Here is a 19,376-nt window from a genome sequence, read left to right on the forward strand (position 1 = left end):
ATGAAATCGACATCAAAAATTTCAAAAATAGCCATAGTAGTCTCTATCCTCTTTTTATTATTTTATCACATATCAAAGCTATATATCATCTATTTTGGAGACGATATGGTAAACTCATATAATTTCTTACACTCATTTCAAGATGGTATTCCTGTTTCGGCCATAATAACGATACAGAGTATTCTTAGAGGTATAATAATTATTAGTCTAACCTTAATTATTTTTAGAAAAAATATAGGACCAGCATTGATGTGGCTAGGCATAGGAACACTTATTTCTACTCAATTTTTTATCGTATCTCAATCAAACCATGACTTGATCCTTTCGATTCACTCTGGATTAAAACCGCTAAAAGGTTTAATTCTTCCCATAGTCATAACGTATCTATATAACAAAATCAACCCAACCAAGATATCAAATCATATTTTCTAAAACCGTATTTTTGGTATGCGCTCTTGTGTATAAGATTAGTTTTTAAATAAATATAAACTGATATAACCATACTGGTACATATATTGTGGTTACTTATTACTATGAAAAACATAGCAACCCAAACATTTTTTATCCTCTTAATTAGTACATTTTGCTACGGACAAAACCCATATAAATATTCTCAGCCAAAAAACTTAGAGGACGGATGGGAAACAAGCAATTTACATTCAAAGAATATCGATACTACAAGAATCTATCGGTTATTCAACCAAGTGCAGAATGGTAAAAATAAGTTACACAGTATTTTATTAGTAAAAAATAATCAAATCATTATTGAAGAATATTTCAACGACCATTCTGCAAATAAGCAACACGACCTTCGTTCTACAACAAAAAGTATAAGGTCAATTTTATTGGGAATTGCAATTGATAAAGGATTTATTGATAACATCGACGATCCCATATCAAAGTATCTCAAAAATCCCGTGCCAACCAAAAATCTTGATAAGAGAAAAGATAAAATCACAATCAGACATCTATTAACCATGTCACCTGGATTTGATTGTAATGACTGGGATAAGAAATCAGCGGGGCAAGAGGATAGAGTTTATAAAAAAAAGGATTGGCTTCAATATACGCTTAATTTGCCAATGGTTAACGAACCAGGAACAGTCTCTAACTATTGCTCTATGGGCGTAGTTTTAATAGCTGAAATAATAAGTCAAACCTCAAAAATGACAATCGACAAATTTTCTAAGAAATACTTATTCAATCCATTAGGTATTACCAATATAAGTTGGGGACATACTTCAAATAAAAAGGTGATTCCTTCGGGAAAAAGGTTGTATATGACCTCACGCGATATGGCAAAAATCGGACAATTAATACTCAACAATGGAAAGTGGAATGAAAGACAAATTGTTTCTAAAAAATGGATTGAGGAATCGACCACTCCAAAAACAAAAATTACAGGAATTGATTACGGCTATTTGTGGTGGAACATTCCGTTTAAAGTAAACGAAAAAATGATAATTTCTAAAACTGCAACTGGAAACGGAGGGCAATATATCATGATTTTCCCTAAACTGGATATGGTTGCTGTATTTACAGGTGGCGCATACAACTCGCAAGAAGATAAGTTACCTTTTGTAATAATGAAAAACGTCTTCTTACCGGCATTCGTAAACAAAAAATAAAAATCGATATCATTTAAAACTATTATCATTTTCTAATATGGAAGGAAAATCGTTTAACGAGATCTGGGGTATTCTAAAAAACCTAAATAGTTATCAAACCAAAGATGAAATTGATGCATTGGTATATGGCTATCGAAAAAAACAAGCCTTGAATTAAAAACAGATAGATATGAAATGAGATTCATAGCAAACGGATATGTATTCGAAAATCAACAGTCTTTTTTCAAATCTTTAAAATACGGATACAAAATAGAAGTGATACCAAAATAATCTAATACAACATGTAAGTATATCAAAAATAACATTACAATAAACCATTAACATTTATGTGATGAGCTACTAGATTTAATTCCTAAAATAGCATTAAACTGTTTGACTTCGCGTTTATAAAACTGGAAGAATTTACGTAGTAAAAAAGCAAAACTATGGCTGGATTGTTTCATAAGTATGTAATTTTAGATATACTTTATTGGTATCGTTATATATAAAAATATCACACTTTTTAGAAGAAATTTTTACGGTAAGAATAATTGCTGTCACTAAAGTCTCTCTTTATAATGATATACGTACTGGTATAAAAACATCAAGAACCTCATTTTTGAAATACAACCACCTATATTGAATAAGTCTTAAAAAAATGTAATCGAGTATATGTATAGTGTTTGTGGTGAGAGTTTATCCTTACATATTAGATTTGGATAAGATGACCATAGATTTGAAACATTATAGTTTTCTACATTGACTCAATTTTGTATTGTAATTAAAAACAATATAAAATGACTCAAAAAACAGCAATTATAACAGGAGCAAGTCGAGGTTTAGGAAGAGATATGGCCCTTAATCTTGCAAAGGATGGTGTAAACATTATCTTCTCTTATCACAGCAATGATAAAAAAGCAAAAGAAGTTATTTTAGAAATAGAATCTGTCGGGCAAAAAGCGGTTGCTTTTCCTTTTGATGCGAATAACTATAAAAGCGGACAAGAATTTATGGCCAAAGCAACAGATTATTTAGAGCAAGAAAATGGTAGCGCTAACTTTGATTTTTTAATTAATAATGCCGGAACAGGAGTTTTTAATTTGATATCTGATACTACAGAAGAACAATTCAATGAAATGATGAATGTACACCTCAAAAGTGTATATTTTTTAACCCAAAAAGCATTACCATATCTTAATCGAGGTGGGCGAATTATTAATATCTCTAGTGGATTAACGCGTTTTAGTTTACCGGGGATGTCTGCTTATGCCATGATGAAAGGCGGTATAGAAGTATTTACACGGTATTTAGCAAAAGAATTAGGAGAACATAAAATTACCGCCAATGTTATTGCTCCTGGGGCTATAGCAACCGATTTTGCCGAAGGAAGTAATCGGGATAATGAAGAAAAAAGAGCGATTATAGCCAATATTACAGCATTAGGTCGCGTTGGCGAAGCTGAGGATGTCGGGGGTACTGTTGCTTTTTTATGTTCTGATAAAGCAGGTTGGATTAACGGTCAACGTATCGAAGTATCTGGAGGAATGTTAGTATAAAATCTTTTCTATACATTTATAATAATGAAAGACTTAATACACTTAAAAAAGATTAGCGATTATCATAAACTAGCTCATATCGCTGCTCCCGAACACCCGTTAATTAGTTTAGTAGATTATAGTACTGTTAAGTATTCATCAGACATTAATGATTTGCAATGGAGACAAGATTATTATACTATTGGGTTAAAACGTAATGTGGCACATAAGTTTTTTTACGGCCAACAAGAATATGATTTTGATGAAGGTGTAATGACTTTCGTTGCGCCAAATCAAGTGATGAGCTTAAGAAACAATCCAAACATCAAAAACCATACGCCTTCAGGTTGGTTATTATTGGTACATCCCGATTTTTTATGGAATTCACCTTTAGCAAATCAAATCAAACACTATGATTTTTTTGGGTATACTATAAATGAAGCGCTTTTTCTTTCTGAAAAAGAAGAGCTAATGATGGTAAATCTTTTGAATACTATACGTCATGAATACCAATCTAATATTGATAAATTTAGTCAGAAGATTATTATTTCGCAGTTAGAATTACTACTCAATTATGCAGAACGATTCTATGAAAGGCAGTTTATTACTCGTAAAATACCTAATCATCAAATATTAAATAAATTCGAAAAAGTTTTGTTGGATTACTTTAACAATGAAAGTATAGTTGACAAAGGTTTGCCAACAGTTTCATGGGTTGCTAATTGCTTAAATCTTTCTCCAAATTATTTAAGCAATATGCTCAAATCACTTACAGGGCAAAGTACGCAGCAACATATTCATAATAAATTAATAGAAAAAGCAAAAGAACAACTATCTACTACACCACTTTCAATAAGTGAAATTGCTTACAGTTTGGGTTTTGAGTATCCAGCATCTTTTAGCAAACTTTTCAAGAATAAAACAGAAATGTCTCCTTTAGAATTTAGAAAGTCGTTTAATTAATTATTTCTATTAGGGATGAAAGACATTCAAAATATCATACCCTATATTGTAAAACCTTATTTTTGATATACACTTATGCAGTGTATTAGATGAGTTTTTAGAATAAATTTAAACTAATATGTACATATTTAGTATATATTAAGTTAGCTAGACAATTTTAAAATAACTAATGGATCATAAACTTTACATAGAAACCCCAATTTATAGCTCACATAAATTAAAAAGAGAGCAACAAAAAAACATATTTTATAAGTTAGACTGCTATCAACCAACCGGTTCTTTCAAAATTAGAGGTATGGAAGAATTGTGTCGCTTTCATTTCGAAAAAGGGAAAAAAAATTTTATTGCCTCTTCGGGCGGAAATGCAGGATATTCTTTGGCATACGTTGGGAAATATATCGGTGTAAAAGTTAAAGTGGTTGTTCCTAAAACGACTTCTGCATTTATGATTAACAAAATAGCAAATTTGGGTGCCGAAGTCGAAGTATATGGTAATGTTTGGGATGAAGCGCATAGGTATGCCCAGAAAATTTCGGAAGAAACCGGTGCTGTTTATGTTTCCCCGTTTGATGATCCTTTACTTTGGAAAGGCCATTCGACGATTATTGATGAATGTGCAAAGCAAATACAGCAACCCGATAAAATTGTAGTATCTGTTGGTGGTGGGGGTTTACTCTGCGGGATATTTGAAGGAATGAAAAAAAATGGATGGGAAAACACTCAGGTAATAACAACCGAAACTATCGGTGCAGCATCATTCTATAAAAGTTGGCAAGCAAAAAAAATTATAGAGCTAGAAGAAATATCCTCTATTGCTACCAGTTTGGGAGCAAAAAAAATTGCCAAAAAATCATTAGAACTAGCATCTCATTTCAATGTTAAGCCAATCACAGTTAGTGATAAAGAAGCTGTTGATGCTTCTTTTAATTTTCTGGATGAATATAATGTAATCGTTGAACCGGCATGTGGAGCAGCACTTTCTGTCCCTTATTTTCATCCTAAATTGATAAAAGACGATGAAACCGTTTTAGTAATTGTATGTGGTGGAGCGAATACAGAAATAAAAACATTGCTCAGTAAAAAATAAGCTCGATATAACAACAGTATTAAAATGCTATAAATACCTATCAAAAACAACACATTCTATTTTGTAAAACCGTATTTTTGATATAAGCTCATATTGACCATGTGAGGTTTTAAAATAAATACAAACAAGTATCTGTATTCTAGTACAAATACTGTTGTTGCCAGCACCAAATCAGGCCCTATGAAAATAATCTTAATTTTTCTTTTTACACTACTTATTGGCACTTCTATCCATGCCCAAAAATCTTCATACACTCTAGTAAATGATAGAAAAGGTAATCAAAGTGTTATCGAATTTTTAGAAGAGTTAATCGATAAAAAAGAAAATATTGAGGAACTGGATTTATCCCACGGAAAACTAGATAGTATTCCAAAAATTATCGGAAAATTTAAAAACCTAAAAGTATTAAGACTCTATGGTAATAATTTATCTACTATAACCAAGCAAATATGTCAACTCACCAACTTAGAACGTCTGGATTTACGGTTAAATATGCTTGAAAAATTACCCAAATCTATAGAATGTCTAAAACAATTAAAAGACTTAGATTTACAAGAAAATTTATTAACCGAATTACCCGAATCACTTGGAAATCTATCCAGTTTAACCGATTTGTATCTACAAAACAATCCCATAAGAAAATTACCCAATACAATAGGAAATCTTAAACAATTAAAAAATATATATTTAAGAAATAACGCAATTAAAAAGCTTCCGGATTCTTTTATCAACTTAGAAAAATTAGAAATTCTTTTTATTGTAAATAACCCTCTGGAACGACTTCCTGATGCTATAGGAAATCTTAAAACATTACAAAGTATTTCTATCTATGACAACAAAATTTCGAATTTACCTGAATCCATGGAGAAGCTGACCAGATTAAGATATTTAGATGTTCATGGAAATAAAATTAATCCTGCTGATATAGAAAATCTAAAGGAAAAATTAAAATATTGTGAAATTGAGAAGTAATCTATTGCCCATTAATGCATACTTATAACATAAGTAGCAACTTCAAAAGATTAATATATCATGAGAGAATATGCAAAAAGAAACGCTGTTACTTTCTTCTTCATTCTAACATTTATTATCTCATGGAGTGGAATTTTGATTGTAGCAAGCCAAACTGGGATTCCGGCTACTTCAAAACAATTCGACAAACTGCTTCCTATTGCAATGATTCCATATTTATTTGGCCCCAGTATCGCTGGTTTTATTATACTTGGGATAACCAAAGGTAAAAAAGGGTTCAAAGATCTACTCAAAAAATTAATGACTTGGCGTTTAAGAACTCGTTTATACCTCATAGCGATATTGACTATACCTATTCTTTCAATTATTTCTCTCTTCATTTTAAATCAATTTTCAGAAGTATACATTCCAGATATTTTCACAACAGAGGATAAAACAACCTTGATTCTAAGCGGGTTAATTTATGGAATAGTTGGAGGAGGCATTCTAGAAGAATTGGGGTGGTCTGGATTTGCTACGCCAAAACTAAGAGAACACTACGGAGTGTTAAAGACAGGTTTGATTATTGGGGTATTCTGGGGAGCTTGGCATTTCCTTCCGGTTATTTGGGGATCTGGTGACAGTTCTGGTAATTTAGTGCTATCTAAATTTCTACCTGGCTTGTTCTTTCATTACGCTGGCCTAATTCCCATAAGAATTTTGATTGTTTGGCTCTATGACAAATCAAATAGTTTAATTTCACCCCTTATTATGCATGCTACAGGTACAGCTTCTACATTTTTTATCTTCAATATTTCTGAAATAGGAATACCTCTCTTTATTTATTATTTTTTACTTGCTACCCTACTTTGGTTATCTATTGTATTGATTCGATACAAATTCGGATTGTAATAGGAATAACACTTTCAATAAAAAAACAAATCACTAAAACGATATATCCTTATTAAAAATTGATCTATAGTTATCTAATAGCAATAGAATATCAAATTCACAAAACATTAGCAATTTTTGGGTTGTAGCACTTTAAAAATAGTTAGACATTTGAATACACATTTCCTAAATGAAAAGAGTATGAAAATTGAAAATTGCACAATAAATGATATCGATGAGATATACCGGTTATACAGAATAGCTTCTGCATATCAAAAATCAAAAGAAGGAGTTGTCGTTTGGCCAGAATTTGAGCGAAAACTTGTAGAAGACAGTATTTCAGAAAACAGGCAGTGGAAAATTATCATTGATAACAAGATTGCTTGTGTATGGACCATTACATTTAGCGACGAGCAAATTTGGGAAGAAAAAAATGGCGATGCCGCTATCTATATTCATCGTATCGCAACGAATCCCGATTTTAGAGGTCAAAATTTTGTAGCAACTATTGTAAAATGGTCAAAAGAATATGCCCAAAAAAGTAATAAGGATTATATACGATTAGACACACTTGGCAATAATGTAAAACTTATCGAACATTATAAAAAGGCTGGGTTTGACTTTTTAGGGTTCTTTGATTTAAAAAATACCGAAGGATTACCTGATCATTATGGTAAAGCTCCTGCCAGTTTATTCGAAATAAAGCTATCTTAGTGACGCTATACAACTCTTACTGTATAAAAATAAAGATGATGAACTTAGAAGAAAACAAAAAGAATGCTATCGCATTCTACAAAACTGCCTATACCGGAAATCCCAAAAAAGCGGTAGAACGCTACGTTGGCGATGTGTATATTCAACATAACCCAGATGTTAAAGATGGTACCCAGGGATTTATTGATTACTTCGAAAAAATGCAAGTCGAGTACCCCGAGAAATCAATTGAATTTGTACGTTGTATTGCCGAGGGAGATCTGGTCGCACTGCATACGCATCAAACCTGGCCCGGAAATGATGAATATATAACCATGGATTTTTTTAGGTTTGATGAAAAAGGCAAAATTGTAGAGCATTGGGATGCCATCCAGCAAATCCCCGAAAAAAGTGCTAATAAGAATACTATGTATTAATTAAAGCTGTCACTACTCCATAGAATCTCATACCAAATACCAATATCTTTGCGTATTTTGAAGTGAAAAAATCAAAAGTACTGTAACAATTTTATACTCCTTTCATCTTTACACCAACACATCTTAATATCGATATTAAGAATAGATTTATAAACAGTACAACACAGAAAGGCCGTGCTGTAGTTTTTACAATGCAAAGTTATCTTAGTAACGACGCATGTTTGTTAGTGATAATTATGAAACATCAACTTATGAAACCATTTTTAAAAAGTCTTTTACTATTATTAGTGGTTGTACTAATATTTAGTTGTAATCCAAATAAAGACACCCCCACCTTTAATGAACTTGAGAAGGCAGAAAACACATTAAAAAATTATGACTCGTTAACGCAATCAAAAATTATGATTGTAGGAACATTACACTTTGGTAAAGATGTTCTTGAATCCAAAAATCAAGAGAATATTGCAAAATTGGTCGAAACTATATCCAAATACAATCCTACAAAAGTAGTACTAGAATGGGAACCTTCTGTATTATCTGTAGCAAACAAAGAATATCAATCTTTTGTAGCTGATACATTTAATATTTCAAATAAGAGGAATGAAGTTTATCAATTAGGATTTCGCATTGCTAAAAATATGAAACATGATAGTATATACCTTTTTGATAACCAAACCGAATTTATAGGTTCTTTAGAGAATTTTTCTTTTGATTCATTTGGTAAGTATGCTAAACAAAATGATGATGGTTTTTACAATAGATATGAAAAGCATCTAACTAAGATTTTTAATCAAAATCAAAAGACATACAAAAATCATAATCTTTATGATCGTATTGCACTTATGAACTCTCCAACGGCTCAAAAATTTAACGCGCAACGTATGCATATGTATGAAATAAGAGTTGGGATCCAAAAAAACTGGATCGGCCCCGATTGGGTAGGTCGGTGGTACCAAAGAAATATAAGAATGGCAGGCAACATTCTAAAAATGACACAGACAGGCGATAGAATACTTGTTATTGTTGGTGATAATCATAAATGGGCATTAGACATGCTATTTGAAAACATTCCGGATTTTGAAGTGGTTTCAAGTTGGGATTATCTAAAGAATAACCACTAACGAGTTTGTCGCTTTATCTAAAGTTTAAAACTCGACTCTATCTACAATAGAACAAAAAAATCTATAAAATAGCAGTGCAACAAAATTCCCTGTAAATGGTATAGGCATACCTCCTATCGACGCTAACCCATATACAAAAAACCACGAATTACAAACTACATATCATCTACCCGTGCTGATCACGATAGATTTTTTTATATTAGTCTCAATATAGTATATCGTAGTAGATAGCTATAGAAAAACAACAACCAGATCAACAATATAAAAAAGAACATCACACCCGATGAAGAAAGGAATTATAATTCTGGGAAGTTCAAATAGTAATGGAGATACATACAAGGCAGCTTCATTCGTTAGCCAGCAAATGAACTATTCTATAATAGATTTAAAAACAAAAAATATTTCTGAATTTGATTACGAATTCAAAAATAGAAATGATGATTTTCATCCTCTAATTAATGAGGTCGTAAGTCAATATGACCTCATTATTTTTGCAACTCCCGTGTATTGGTATACCATGAGTGGAATTTTGAAAACGTTTTTAGATAGAATTTCTGATTGTTTAAAAATAGAAAAAGATGTAGGTAGAAAACTAAGAGGAATGGAAATGGCAGTACTAAGTTGTGGTTCGGATAAACAACTAAAAGATGGATTTCATATGCCATTTGTAGAAACATCAAAATATCTGGGGATGAAATACATTGGAGATGTACATTGTTGGATCGAAAACAATAACCTTCCTAACTTGGTAGAAACAAAATTAAGCGATTTTATAAATCAAATACAGTAATGGATATTCAACCCTATCTAGAACGAATAAAATATAAGAAAGACATAAGTGTTAGTAAAAAAGTTCTTTTCGAACTTCAGCAATGTCATTTAAAAAATGTGCCTTTTGAGAATCTGGACATTCATTATAATAGAGAAATCACTCTCGACATTGATGCTGTTTACAATAAAATAGTGGTTCAAAAAAGAGGAGGTTTCTGTTATGAACTAAATGGGTTGTTCTATCATTTACTAAAAGAAATCGGGTTTGATGTAAAAATGATTTCAGGTAGAGTTTATAGCAAATCAGAGGGTTATGGAAAAAAGTATGATCATTTAGCAATAATAGCTTCTATACATAATGAAGATTATCTGGTAGATGTAGGGTTTGGTAGGTTTTCATATACCCCATTACTGATTAAAACCGGAGTTAAATTATCAGATGATTTTGGTTATTTTAAGTTCGATACATTTGATGATGATTATTTAAGAGTAAATGAAATAGTAAATGAGGTATCGACTCCACAGTATATTTTTAAAACTATAGGTCGAAATTTTAATGAATTTCAAGAAATGTGTACTTTTCATCAAACAAGTAAGGATTCTCATTTTACACAAAAAAAAGTAATTTCTATGGTAACCAATACCGGAAGAATTACTCTAAATGACAAGCAATGCAAAATTACCAAAGGAACAGATACTGAAATAATAGAGTTTACAGAAGAAATAAAATTTAATAAGCTTCTAAAAGAGTATTTTGATATCGAAATACAGAAGCGTTCCTAAATCAAATCATAATATCATACTAAAAATAAATGGCGATTACATTTCCTATTATAGAAACAGAACGATTACAACTACGGCAGTTTACAAACAATGATTTAGAGAATGTATATCTCGGTCTATCAAATCCCGATGTAATCAAATACTATGGGGTTAGTTTTAATAGTCTTGAAGCTACCAAAGAGCAAATGACATGGTTTGCAGAATTAGAAAAAAATGAAACCGGGATATGGTGGGCGGTCTGCTCAAAAGATGGTAACACTTTCTATGGTGCAGGAGGACTTAATGCTATAGAAAAGGAAAATAAAAAAGCAGAAATTGGGTTCTGGCTTCTTCCAGAGTATTGGGGAAAAGGAATCATGAAAGAAGTAATGCCTCTCATTTGTAAATTTGGTTTTGAAAATCTAGGATTACATCGAATTGAAGGGTTTGTAGATGCAGAGAATACGAACTGCAAAAATGGATTGGCAAAATTCGATTTTAAATATGAAGGGACTATGGTCGACAGTGAAATCAAAGACGGAAAACATATTAGTGTAGCTATTTATGCTATGCTAAATAAGAGTTCATCTTCTAAATAAAAAAGAAAAGTATCTCATTTACTGTAAATAATATTAGATTGACTCTGGTTCTATTTCTCACTATATTAACAAATAAATGTTATGCCCAATATAAATAACTTTACCCTTATCGGTGCCGGAATTATGAGCGCCACTTTAGGTGTACTTATAAAAGAATTAATTCCTGATGCCCAGATAAACATCTACGAACGATTAGACAAAGTAGGTGCCGAAAGCTCTGATGCATGGAATAATGCAGGTACCGGGCATTCTGCCTTTTGCGAATTGAATTATACTCCCGAACGAGAGAATGGTGCGATCGATATTTCTAAAGCACTAAGAATTAGTGATAATTTTGAGGTTTCAAAACAGTTATGGGCATATTTACTAGAAAAAGGCTGTCTACAAACAGAAAGTCCATTTATTAATGATATCGATCATATGAGCTTTTTGTGGGGTGATAAAAACATTGCTTTTCTAAAAAAGAGGTATGAAGCATTGACTCAATACAACATGTTTAAAAACATGAAATATGCAGAAGATCATAGAGAAATTGCCGAATGGATTCCTTTGATCATGACTGGTCGAGATCCTAAGCAAAAGGTGGCAGCTACCAGAATGCCTATTGGTACAGATGTAAACTTTGGTGCTATTACCCGTGGAATGATAAAATACCTGGAAACCTGTGATGGTGTAAATCTGTATCTGGGACATGAAGTAGAAGATCTTAGGATGCAGGACAATGGCAACTGGCAGGTTGATGTGACAGATTTGCAAACCTCAGAAGAAAAAACAGTGACTACTCAATTTGTTTTTGTTGGCGCTGGTGGTGGATCGCTATTGCTTCTAGAAAAATCAGATATCCCAGAAGAGCGCGGGTATGGTGGTTTTCCTGTAAGTGGTCAGTTCCTGCGTTGTAACAATCCCAACGTTATTGTTAAACATGAAGCCAAAGTCTATGGTAAAGCCGAAACCGGATCCCCACCAATGTCTGTACCTCATCTCGATACCAGAATGTTAGATGGAGAACGTTCTTTATTATTTGGGCCTTATGCAGGTTTCTCTACTAAGTTTCTAAAGAATGGCTCATATATGGATCTCCCTTTGTCTATAGAAGCACATAATATTTGGCCAATGTTAGCAGCAGGAGTTCATAATTTGTCATTAACAAAATATCTAATCCAACAAGTATATCAGTCTCCCGAAGAACGATTTGCCACATTGCAAAAATACTACCCCGAAGCTAAGTTTGAAGATTGGGAGTTAATCACTGCTGGACAGAGAGTTCAGATTATTAAAAAAGACAAAGAAGATGGTGGGATTCTTAAATTTGGAACCGAAATTGTTACCAATCAGAAAAAGACAATGGCTGTTTTACTAGGTGCCTCACCAGGAGCCTCTACTTCTGTCTCTATAATGTTAAATGTGCTGTCAGAATGTTTCTCAGAAGAAATGAAATCAAAATCATGGAATACTACTTTAAAACAAATTATTCCCAGTTTTGGCAAATCTTTAATTGAAGATGGTAAATTATGTCTTCAAACCAGAAACAGAACAACAGAGATATTAAAGCTACAATCATCTAGACAGACTCCTATCTAGATAGATAGCTAAATAGTAAAAAAAGTGTCTACTTTGTATCAATACTTTTGTAATGCAATTGGTTTCATAAATTATACAAATGTCTAATCTGAGCTACGCAATTAAGATAAAATAAACTTTTATTGAGTATGAATTTTGAAATATTAGATTTTTTGATTTTAATAGGAGTAACTCAAGGGTTTATCTTTGCGATTATAATTTTATTTTCCAAGTTTTTTAAAAACAAGGCTAATTTATACCTGGGAATAAGTCTTTTACTCGGAGTTTTTATCAATATTCAATATTGGGCTTTACATTATAATTGGTATGAAGAGTATCAAAATTTTAGAATACTAGAAGATATTGAATTAGTATTGGCTTTTCCGGTAACCTTATATTTTTATTACTTAAAATTATTAAATCCTTCATTAAAGCTTAGAAATAAGGAGTGGTTATTGTTTATTCCCTTTATTATTTCTGTAGGGTTAAACCTATATATTGGCGGGCAGTTTTACTTTGATTTATACCCTATTCATAACAAAGCGTGGATACCCCATTTTTATACGATAGAATATTACTTTTCGATTTTATTTAATTTAGGTCTACTTGTAGTAGAATTTCGCTTGTTATTTAAAAACTCTATCAAATATCAACCCGATATCGGCTATGATCTAAAATGGATACGTTTATTTTATACTTTTCATGTTTTACTCATCTTCTTTTGGATTTTAACAAGTGTAGTAGATTATTACTATAACAGTGATTATTCTATCATTATATGGCTATTGCTTAATATCCTTTTTTATTGGATTGGTTATCAAGGCATATACAAGTTTACCTTGGCCAAAAACAGATTCGAAATAAGAGAGATTAACAAAAAGAAAACAAATGAAAAACAGAAAGAACCTGTAAAATTTAAAGAAGGAGAAGACAATCCATATTTTAAAAAATTTATACAACTTCTAGAAAATGAAAAGGTATATAGAAATCAACAATTGAGTAGAGGTGATATTGCAACTCGGTTAAATATAAGCATTGGTTACCTTTCTCAAATAATTAATAGTGTTACTCAAAAGAATTTTTCTGATTATTTAAACGCATACAGAGTGAAAGAAGCTAAAACCATGATTTTAGATCCTGAATTTGACAACTATGATATGGTAGCAATAGGACTTGAAGCTGGATTTAATTCTAAATCTGCTTTTTATAAATATTTTAAGAAAGAAACCGGCCATACCCCAACTACATTTAAAAAAATACACAAGGAATAGAGATAATGACAAAAAAGAGTCCATAATTGTTCAATTCTAACTTTTAGAGACTTCTACCTTTTAAAACCAAACTAATTTTGCTCAAAACAAAAAAGAAAAGTTATGAGCAAAAAACTAATTGTATTCGTTTTAATAACATTAAATATTACGTTTTCATGTAATACCGATGATGATGTGGTCGGTACAATTAATGAAACATTTATTATTGGTAAATGGCAATTATCCAGTTCTACCAAAAATGGAACTACTATTGATTTAGACACTTGTGATCTTATGGAAACTTATGTTTTTAGCAACTCTAATAAAGTAAGTATTACGCTTTACACGTTTAATACAAACAACGTATGTGAAGAAGATGCTAAAACAGCTTATGATTATACTATTATCGGTGCTAATCTTACTATTAATAACAATAGTGCTTTTGTAATCTCGACTCCAGAAAACGCCACTCTTATTCTCACATCCAAAAGTTCATCAGATACTTTTGTAAATACATATACCAGAAAATAACCAAAAAATATCTTGCGTTAAAAATGTCTAGGTTTATTATCATGATAAATCTGGACATTTCTATATTTTATGGCCTGGATAAATAGCAAAGAAATCTTTTATTGCGCTCGGTATTATGAAGATTTAACAATATTCATAACAACAAAACCCAAGAGTAGTACGTTAAGATATTCACACACGATCATGTTAAAGAACTCATGAATATATTACCTAAATACGGGCTACTGCAGTTTAGAAATGCAGCGAGAATATATAGTAAGTCTATTACTGAAAGTCTGCAACTCTTTAGGGAAGAAACAAAATTCCTTAAAACTTCTCTGTTTTTTTCTTATAAACACGACGAGCTTGAAGAACTCGATAGTGCAATTAATTTTTTAAAAGGATTTGGTGTACTTATCTATGCAGATTATTTGTTGCTTGATCCAGATACTACAGAAAACCCCAGTAAGGTAACCGACAAAGAAGTCCAGCAAAAAACAGAAGGAAAAATAAAGGATAATAAAAAGTTTATTTTCCTGGCCACAGAAAATGCCATTAGTTCTAAACGTTGTAAGTGGGAATTACGATATGCCAATACACAAAAACCCAAAGATCATATCGCTATTTTTCCTATACGAGAAGATTATACAGATTATGGTGGTGCAGAGTACTTACAAAAATTTCCCTACATTCAAAAAAGTGAAAGTAACCCAGATGGGTATGATGTTAAATCTCCTAATGGAGATATTATAGAACTAGGTGCTTGGTTAGCATCTTAATTTGGTATCTAAAATCTTAGAAAATACCATATCGCAGTTAAGTGGTTTGCTATTCAGAGTTTTGTGTTTATCAAAAATCTGAGATCAAATTCATATATGACCAATGAGCTTAACCCGTTTTTATCTTCTTTAAAGATTTTTCTCAATATCTTCATAGTAAATCATAAAAATCAAAATTTACCGATTATCTACACCTTTTTTATTTAAAAAAAACGAACTCCAATTGGGGGGTAATGCTCAATAACACGTCTTATATAATAAGCACCATTATCATTACAAGTAACAATTAACGTAGTGCCCAAGCTTAACCAATTTCTAGTAATCGTAGGTATACTTACCTATTAATAGTATATCTCTCTGGTATAAACCTTAGTAAAAACACGAAAAATGCTTCTAAAAAAATCATTTGGTATACATATACTACATGTTTTATTACCCCCTATGTTAATAAAACATTTTGATATTTTGTATATCCAATTACTTTCTATATCAAAAATGCATTTTCTTTTTATTTCGGCATTTCATAAAACACTACCTACTCTATATACTCCCCAAAATATTCAAAATTATAATTCACCAACTAAAATGTAATACCATTTTAATTCATGTCTAATCAAATCACAATTGTATGAGAAAACAACTCTTAATTTTAATGTGTGCAGTACTGCTATCAAGTATTGGTTATAGCCAAACTACAATAACAGGTACTGTACGGGACATAGCAGGTCCCTTACCTGGGGCAACAATTCTAGTACAGGGAACTAGAACTGGAACGACAACAGATTTTGACGGTAAATATACTATCGATGCAAACTCTGATCAAACATTAGTCTTTTCGTATTTGGGATATGTCACAAAAGAAATACCAATTGCTAATCAAACTGCAATCGATGTTATCTTACAGGAAGATGCCGAAGCCTTAGGCGAGGTTATTGTAACCTCTTTAGGATTTGTAGAAAAAAGAGATAAACTGTCTTCTACTTATTCTAAAATCGATGCAGACAAACTAGTACAGCCTGTAGAGAATAAGATCATTGACGGTATAGCTGGTAAAGCCGCTGGTGTAAGTATCAATGCCACTTCTGGAGATCCCGGAGCTGGTTCTAATATTCAAATTAGAGGAACCAGTTCTCTGGGAGGCTCTAGTCAACCTCTAATTATTGTAGATGGGGTACCTTTAAACAATGATACATTAGAAGGCTCTGGTAGTGGAGATACTTCTGCAGGAGTATCGCAGCAATCCAGGCTTAATGACCTTAATCCCGATGACATCGAATCTTTTCAGGTATTTAAAGGAGCTTCTGCAGGAGCATTGTATGGAACAAGAGCGCTTAACGGAGTAATTGTAATCACCACCAAAAAAGGTAAAAAAGGTAAAATGAGAGTTACCTTCTCGTCTGGTGTTTCTATCGATGAAGTCTCGTACAAGCATCCATTACAACGATCTTTCGGGCAAGGTACTAACGGTAACTATAGCCCAACATCTGCCTTCTCTTGGGGAGATAGAATCTCTAACAGAAGCGGAGCTCCAGATGATGTAGATACTACAGGAGAATTTTTTGAATCTTTGGTAACCAATACTACTATCTATCCGATTACTCAAAAAAATAGAACAGATCAGTATGTAGATAGTAATTTTGATAAAGTATTTGGTACCGGGGTCACACTTGATAATCGTTTCACCTTAAGTACCGGGAGTGAAAAAGGCACTTATTTCTTAAGTGGAGGTCACGTAGATCAAGACGGAACAATTAAAAATAGTTATTATAAGAAAACTAATTTCACCTTATCTACTTCTCAGAATTTTACAGATAGACTTACTGCTAATATCAAAGGAAATTACATACACACCAGCTCTAACAGAATTCAGCAAGGTTCTAATACCGCAGGGTTATACCTGGGATTACTGCGTACATCTCCAGATTTTGATATTACAGATTATAAAGGAGATTATAATAATGGCTCTGGGACTATCGTACAATCACGTCATCGTTCTTATCGAAGATATCTTGGAAATAGTGATAATGTAATTTATAATAATCCTCTCTGGACAATCAATGAACAAGGAAGTACTGCCAAAGTAAATCGTTTTATTGGTACAGCAGAATTAAAATACCAATGGAACAATAATATCAACTCTATCCTTAGAGGAGGTGCAGATTTTTATTCTGATAACAGGGTATATTTCTTTCCATACTACACTGCAAGTTCTGCTCGAAGGTTTGGTTTACTTAATGACGAAACCATAAATAATGAAGAGTATACGATGGATATATTAACATCTTTTCGATATGCATTAACAGAACAACTAAACACTAATGTAATCATAGGATATGGTATTAATGACAGAAGAAGAAAACGAGATTTTATTGAAGCAGATAACTTCATTGCCAATTTTAGAAAACCATTAGATCCTGTAGAGATCTCGGCAAAAGAAAATATTTCCTCAGAGATTACCAGAACCTCGAGAAGGAATATCCGCTTCTATGGTACTGCCAATTTTGATTATGCCGATCAATTATTTTTAACCCTAGGAGGAGCGTATGAAAAACATTCTGTACTCCCAAAAAGTGATAATGCTTTCTTTTACCCAAGCGCAGAATTAGGATGGACTTTTAGTAGATTAATCAATGGTTTTGATCCTTTATCCTTTGGTAAACTTAGACTTGCTTTTGGCCAGGTAGGTAATGTTCCTCTAGCACATAGAGAAGAGACTGTTTTTGAAGTAGGGTCTTTTTCTACTTTTTCTGATACGATCGCACTCGAAGATTTTGGAGGAGGGTTTCAATTCGACGAACGACTTGGGAATCCAAACCTAAAACCAGAAATAAAAACAGAATATGAAGTTGGATTAGATCTTCGTTTCTTTAAAAATAGGTTTTCATTATCGACTACCTATTACAAAAACGAAACTAAAGATGTATTACTCAATATAGCAATACCTCCAACATTAGGGTTTTCTGAAATTTATGGAAATGGAGCTACTATAGAAAATGAAGGGTTTGAAGCCGAATTGAAATATGATTTTATAAAAAACAGAGATTGGAAAGCTAGTGCTGCCATAAATTTTAGCACCAATAAAAATCTGGTTTCTAAGATCGAAGGAGGAGGAGTGGTTAGCTTTACCCCTGGTAGTTCTATCCAATCTGTAGCTATAGAAGGAGAACCACTAGGAGTTTTGTATACCCAAGGTGCTCAACGTAATGCTGATGGAAGCCTGGTATTAGATGCCAATGGTTTTCCCATAGTAGATACTAGTGGTAACAAAGTGGTAGGAGATCCTAATCCAGATTGGTTAGGAGGTTTACAATTAAGTGTATCGTATAAAGATCTATCGATATCGGCATTGTTTGATACCAGTCAAGGTAATGATATGGCTCAAAGAACTCGTTTCATCACTTCATACTTCGGTACCCACGGAGATGTAGGAAACACTATTACTTTAAATGAAGATTTGGTGAATTTTAATGGAGATGTGGTACCAGCGGGCACAAGCGTAAGAGCTAATATAGGAAACTTCGGAAATGGAAATGTATTACTAGATGAGAGTTATTATAGAAACCTATATGGTTTTGGAGATGGTAAATTAAATGAATTTGCTGTTGGAGATGCTAGCTGGACAAGGTTTAGAGAACTTTCATTATCCTACCAGCTTAATTCTCAAGGGCTACAAAAAACAACAGGATTAAGCTCAATTGAATTTACAGCCTCTGGAAGAAACCTGGTTATCTGGACCGATGTAGTTGGTATAGATCCCGACATAAATCAATTTGGTGTCGGCAGAGGAAAAGGATTGGATTATTTTTCGAATCCAGGAGTGAGAACCTATGCTTTTAGTATTAAGTTTAATTATTAAAAAA

The 19,376-nt window shown here is 32.3% G+C and carries 18 protein-coding genes; all 18 read left to right on the plus strand.

Going from position 1 to position 19,376, the window contains the following annotated elements:
• The 18 genes from NNH57_RS11475 (at position 1) to NNH57_RS11560 (ending at position 19,372) form a co-directional block, all read left to right on the plus strand.
• Positions 1–432 (plus strand): hypothetical protein, encoded by a 432-nt coding sequence (locus NNH57_RS11475; RefSeq protein WP_132066246.1) that lies wholly within the window; start codon positions 1–3, stop codon positions 430–432.
• 101 nt (positions 433–533) lie between these two features.
• Positions 534–1,628, plus strand: a complete 1,095-nt coding sequence (locus NNH57_RS11480; RefSeq protein ID WP_234423320.1) for a serine hydrolase domain-containing protein — start codon at positions 534–536, stop codon at positions 1,626–1,628.
• Positions 1,629–2,404: 776 nt separating this feature from the next.
• Positions 2,405–3,163 carry an SDR family NAD(P)-dependent oxidoreductase gene (locus NNH57_RS11485; protein WP_108807360.1) on the plus strand — a complete coding sequence of 253 codons (759 nt, stop codon included), beginning with the start codon at positions 2,405–2,407 and terminating at the stop codon, positions 3,161–3,163.
• Between the two features lie 24 nt (positions 3,164–3,187).
• Positions 3,188–4,105, plus strand: coding sequence for a helix-turn-helix domain-containing protein (locus NNH57_RS11490; RefSeq protein WP_108807361.1), 918 nt, complete (start codon positions 3,188–3,190; stop codon positions 4,103–4,105).
• A 169-nt stretch (positions 4,106–4,274) separates the two neighbouring features.
• Complete coding sequence (locus tag NNH57_RS11495; RefSeq protein ID WP_074407617.1) at positions 4,275–5,192, plus strand: pyridoxal-phosphate dependent enzyme; 918 nt, start codon at positions 4,275–4,277, stop codon at positions 5,190–5,192.
• 180 nt (positions 5,193–5,372) lie between these two features.
• The gene (locus tag NNH57_RS11500) at positions 5,373–6,164 is read left to right on the plus strand and encodes a leucine-rich repeat domain-containing protein (RefSeq protein WP_108807362.1); all 792 of its coding nucleotides are present in this window, start codon (positions 5,373–5,375) and stop codon (positions 6,162–6,164) included.
• A gap of 60 nt (positions 6,165–6,224) precedes the next feature.
• Entirely contained in the window at positions 6,225–7,055 is an 831-nt protein-coding gene (locus tag NNH57_RS11505) for a CPBP family intramembrane glutamic endopeptidase (protein WP_074407615.1), read from the plus strand.
• Positions 7,056–7,235: 180 nt separating this feature from the next.
• Positions 7,236–7,748 (plus strand): GNAT family N-acetyltransferase, encoded by a 513-nt coding sequence (locus NNH57_RS11510; protein WP_074407614.1) that lies wholly within the window; start codon positions 7,236–7,238, stop codon positions 7,746–7,748.
• Between the two features lie 38 nt (positions 7,749–7,786).
• The gene (locus NNH57_RS11515; RefSeq protein WP_074407702.1) at positions 7,787–8,164 is read left to right on the plus strand and encodes a nuclear transport factor 2 family protein; all 378 of its coding nucleotides are present in this window, start codon (positions 7,787–7,789) and stop codon (positions 8,162–8,164) included.
• Between the two features lie 251 nt (positions 8,165–8,415).
• Positions 8,416–9,285 (plus strand): DUF5694 domain-containing protein, encoded by an 870-nt coding sequence (locus tag NNH57_RS11520; protein WP_132066248.1) that lies wholly within the window; start codon positions 8,416–8,418, stop codon positions 9,283–9,285.
• Positions 9,286–9,568: 283 nt separating this feature from the next.
• Positions 9,569–10,075, plus strand: coding sequence for a flavodoxin family protein (locus NNH57_RS11525; RefSeq protein ID WP_074407612.1), 507 nt, complete (start codon positions 9,569–9,571; stop codon positions 10,073–10,075).
• A complete protein-coding gene (locus NNH57_RS11530; protein ID WP_108807363.1) occupies positions 10,075–10,839 on the plus strand; it encodes an arylamine N-acetyltransferase family protein in 765 nt (254 codons plus the stop codon). Before NNH57_RS11525 ends, NNH57_RS11530 begins: the two co-directional genes overlap by 1 nt.
• Positions 10,840–10,868: 29 nt before the next feature.
• On the plus strand, positions 10,869–11,417 hold the full coding sequence (locus tag NNH57_RS11535; protein WP_074407610.1) for a GNAT family N-acetyltransferase: 549 nt from the start codon (positions 10,869–10,871) through the stop codon (positions 11,415–11,417).
• 81 nt (positions 11,418–11,498) lie between these two features.
• Complete coding sequence (gene mqo / locus NNH57_RS11540) at positions 11,499–12,998, plus strand: malate dehydrogenase (quinone) (protein ID WP_074407609.1); 1,500 nt, start codon at positions 11,499–11,501, stop codon at positions 12,996–12,998.
• 128 nt (positions 12,999–13,126) lie between these two features.
• On the plus strand, positions 13,127–14,248 hold the full coding sequence (locus NNH57_RS11545) for a helix-turn-helix domain-containing protein (protein ID WP_108807364.1): 1,122 nt from the start codon (positions 13,127–13,129) through the stop codon (positions 14,246–14,248).
• Between the two features lie 102 nt (positions 14,249–14,350).
• A complete protein-coding gene (locus NNH57_RS11550; RefSeq protein ID WP_108807365.1) occupies positions 14,351–14,758 on the plus strand; it encodes a lipocalin family protein in 408 nt (135 codons plus the stop codon).
• A 197-nt stretch (positions 14,759–14,955) separates the two neighbouring features.
• A complete protein-coding gene (locus NNH57_RS11555; protein WP_108807366.1) occupies positions 14,956–15,516 on the plus strand; it encodes a TIR domain-containing protein in 561 nt (186 codons plus the stop codon).
• Positions 15,517–16,144: 628 nt separating this feature from the next.
• Complete coding sequence (locus NNH57_RS11560) at positions 16,145–19,372, plus strand: SusC/RagA family TonB-linked outer membrane protein (RefSeq protein WP_108807367.1); 3,228 nt, start codon at positions 16,145–16,147, stop codon at positions 19,370–19,372.
• Positions 19,373–19,376 lie beyond the last annotated feature (4 nt).

Origin of the sequence: Aquimarina spinulae (assembly GCF_943373825.1) — a bacterium.
In the GTDB taxonomy this organism is placed as follows: Bacteria; Bacteroidota; Bacteroidia; order Flavobacteriales; family Flavobacteriaceae; genus Aquimarina; species Aquimarina spinulae.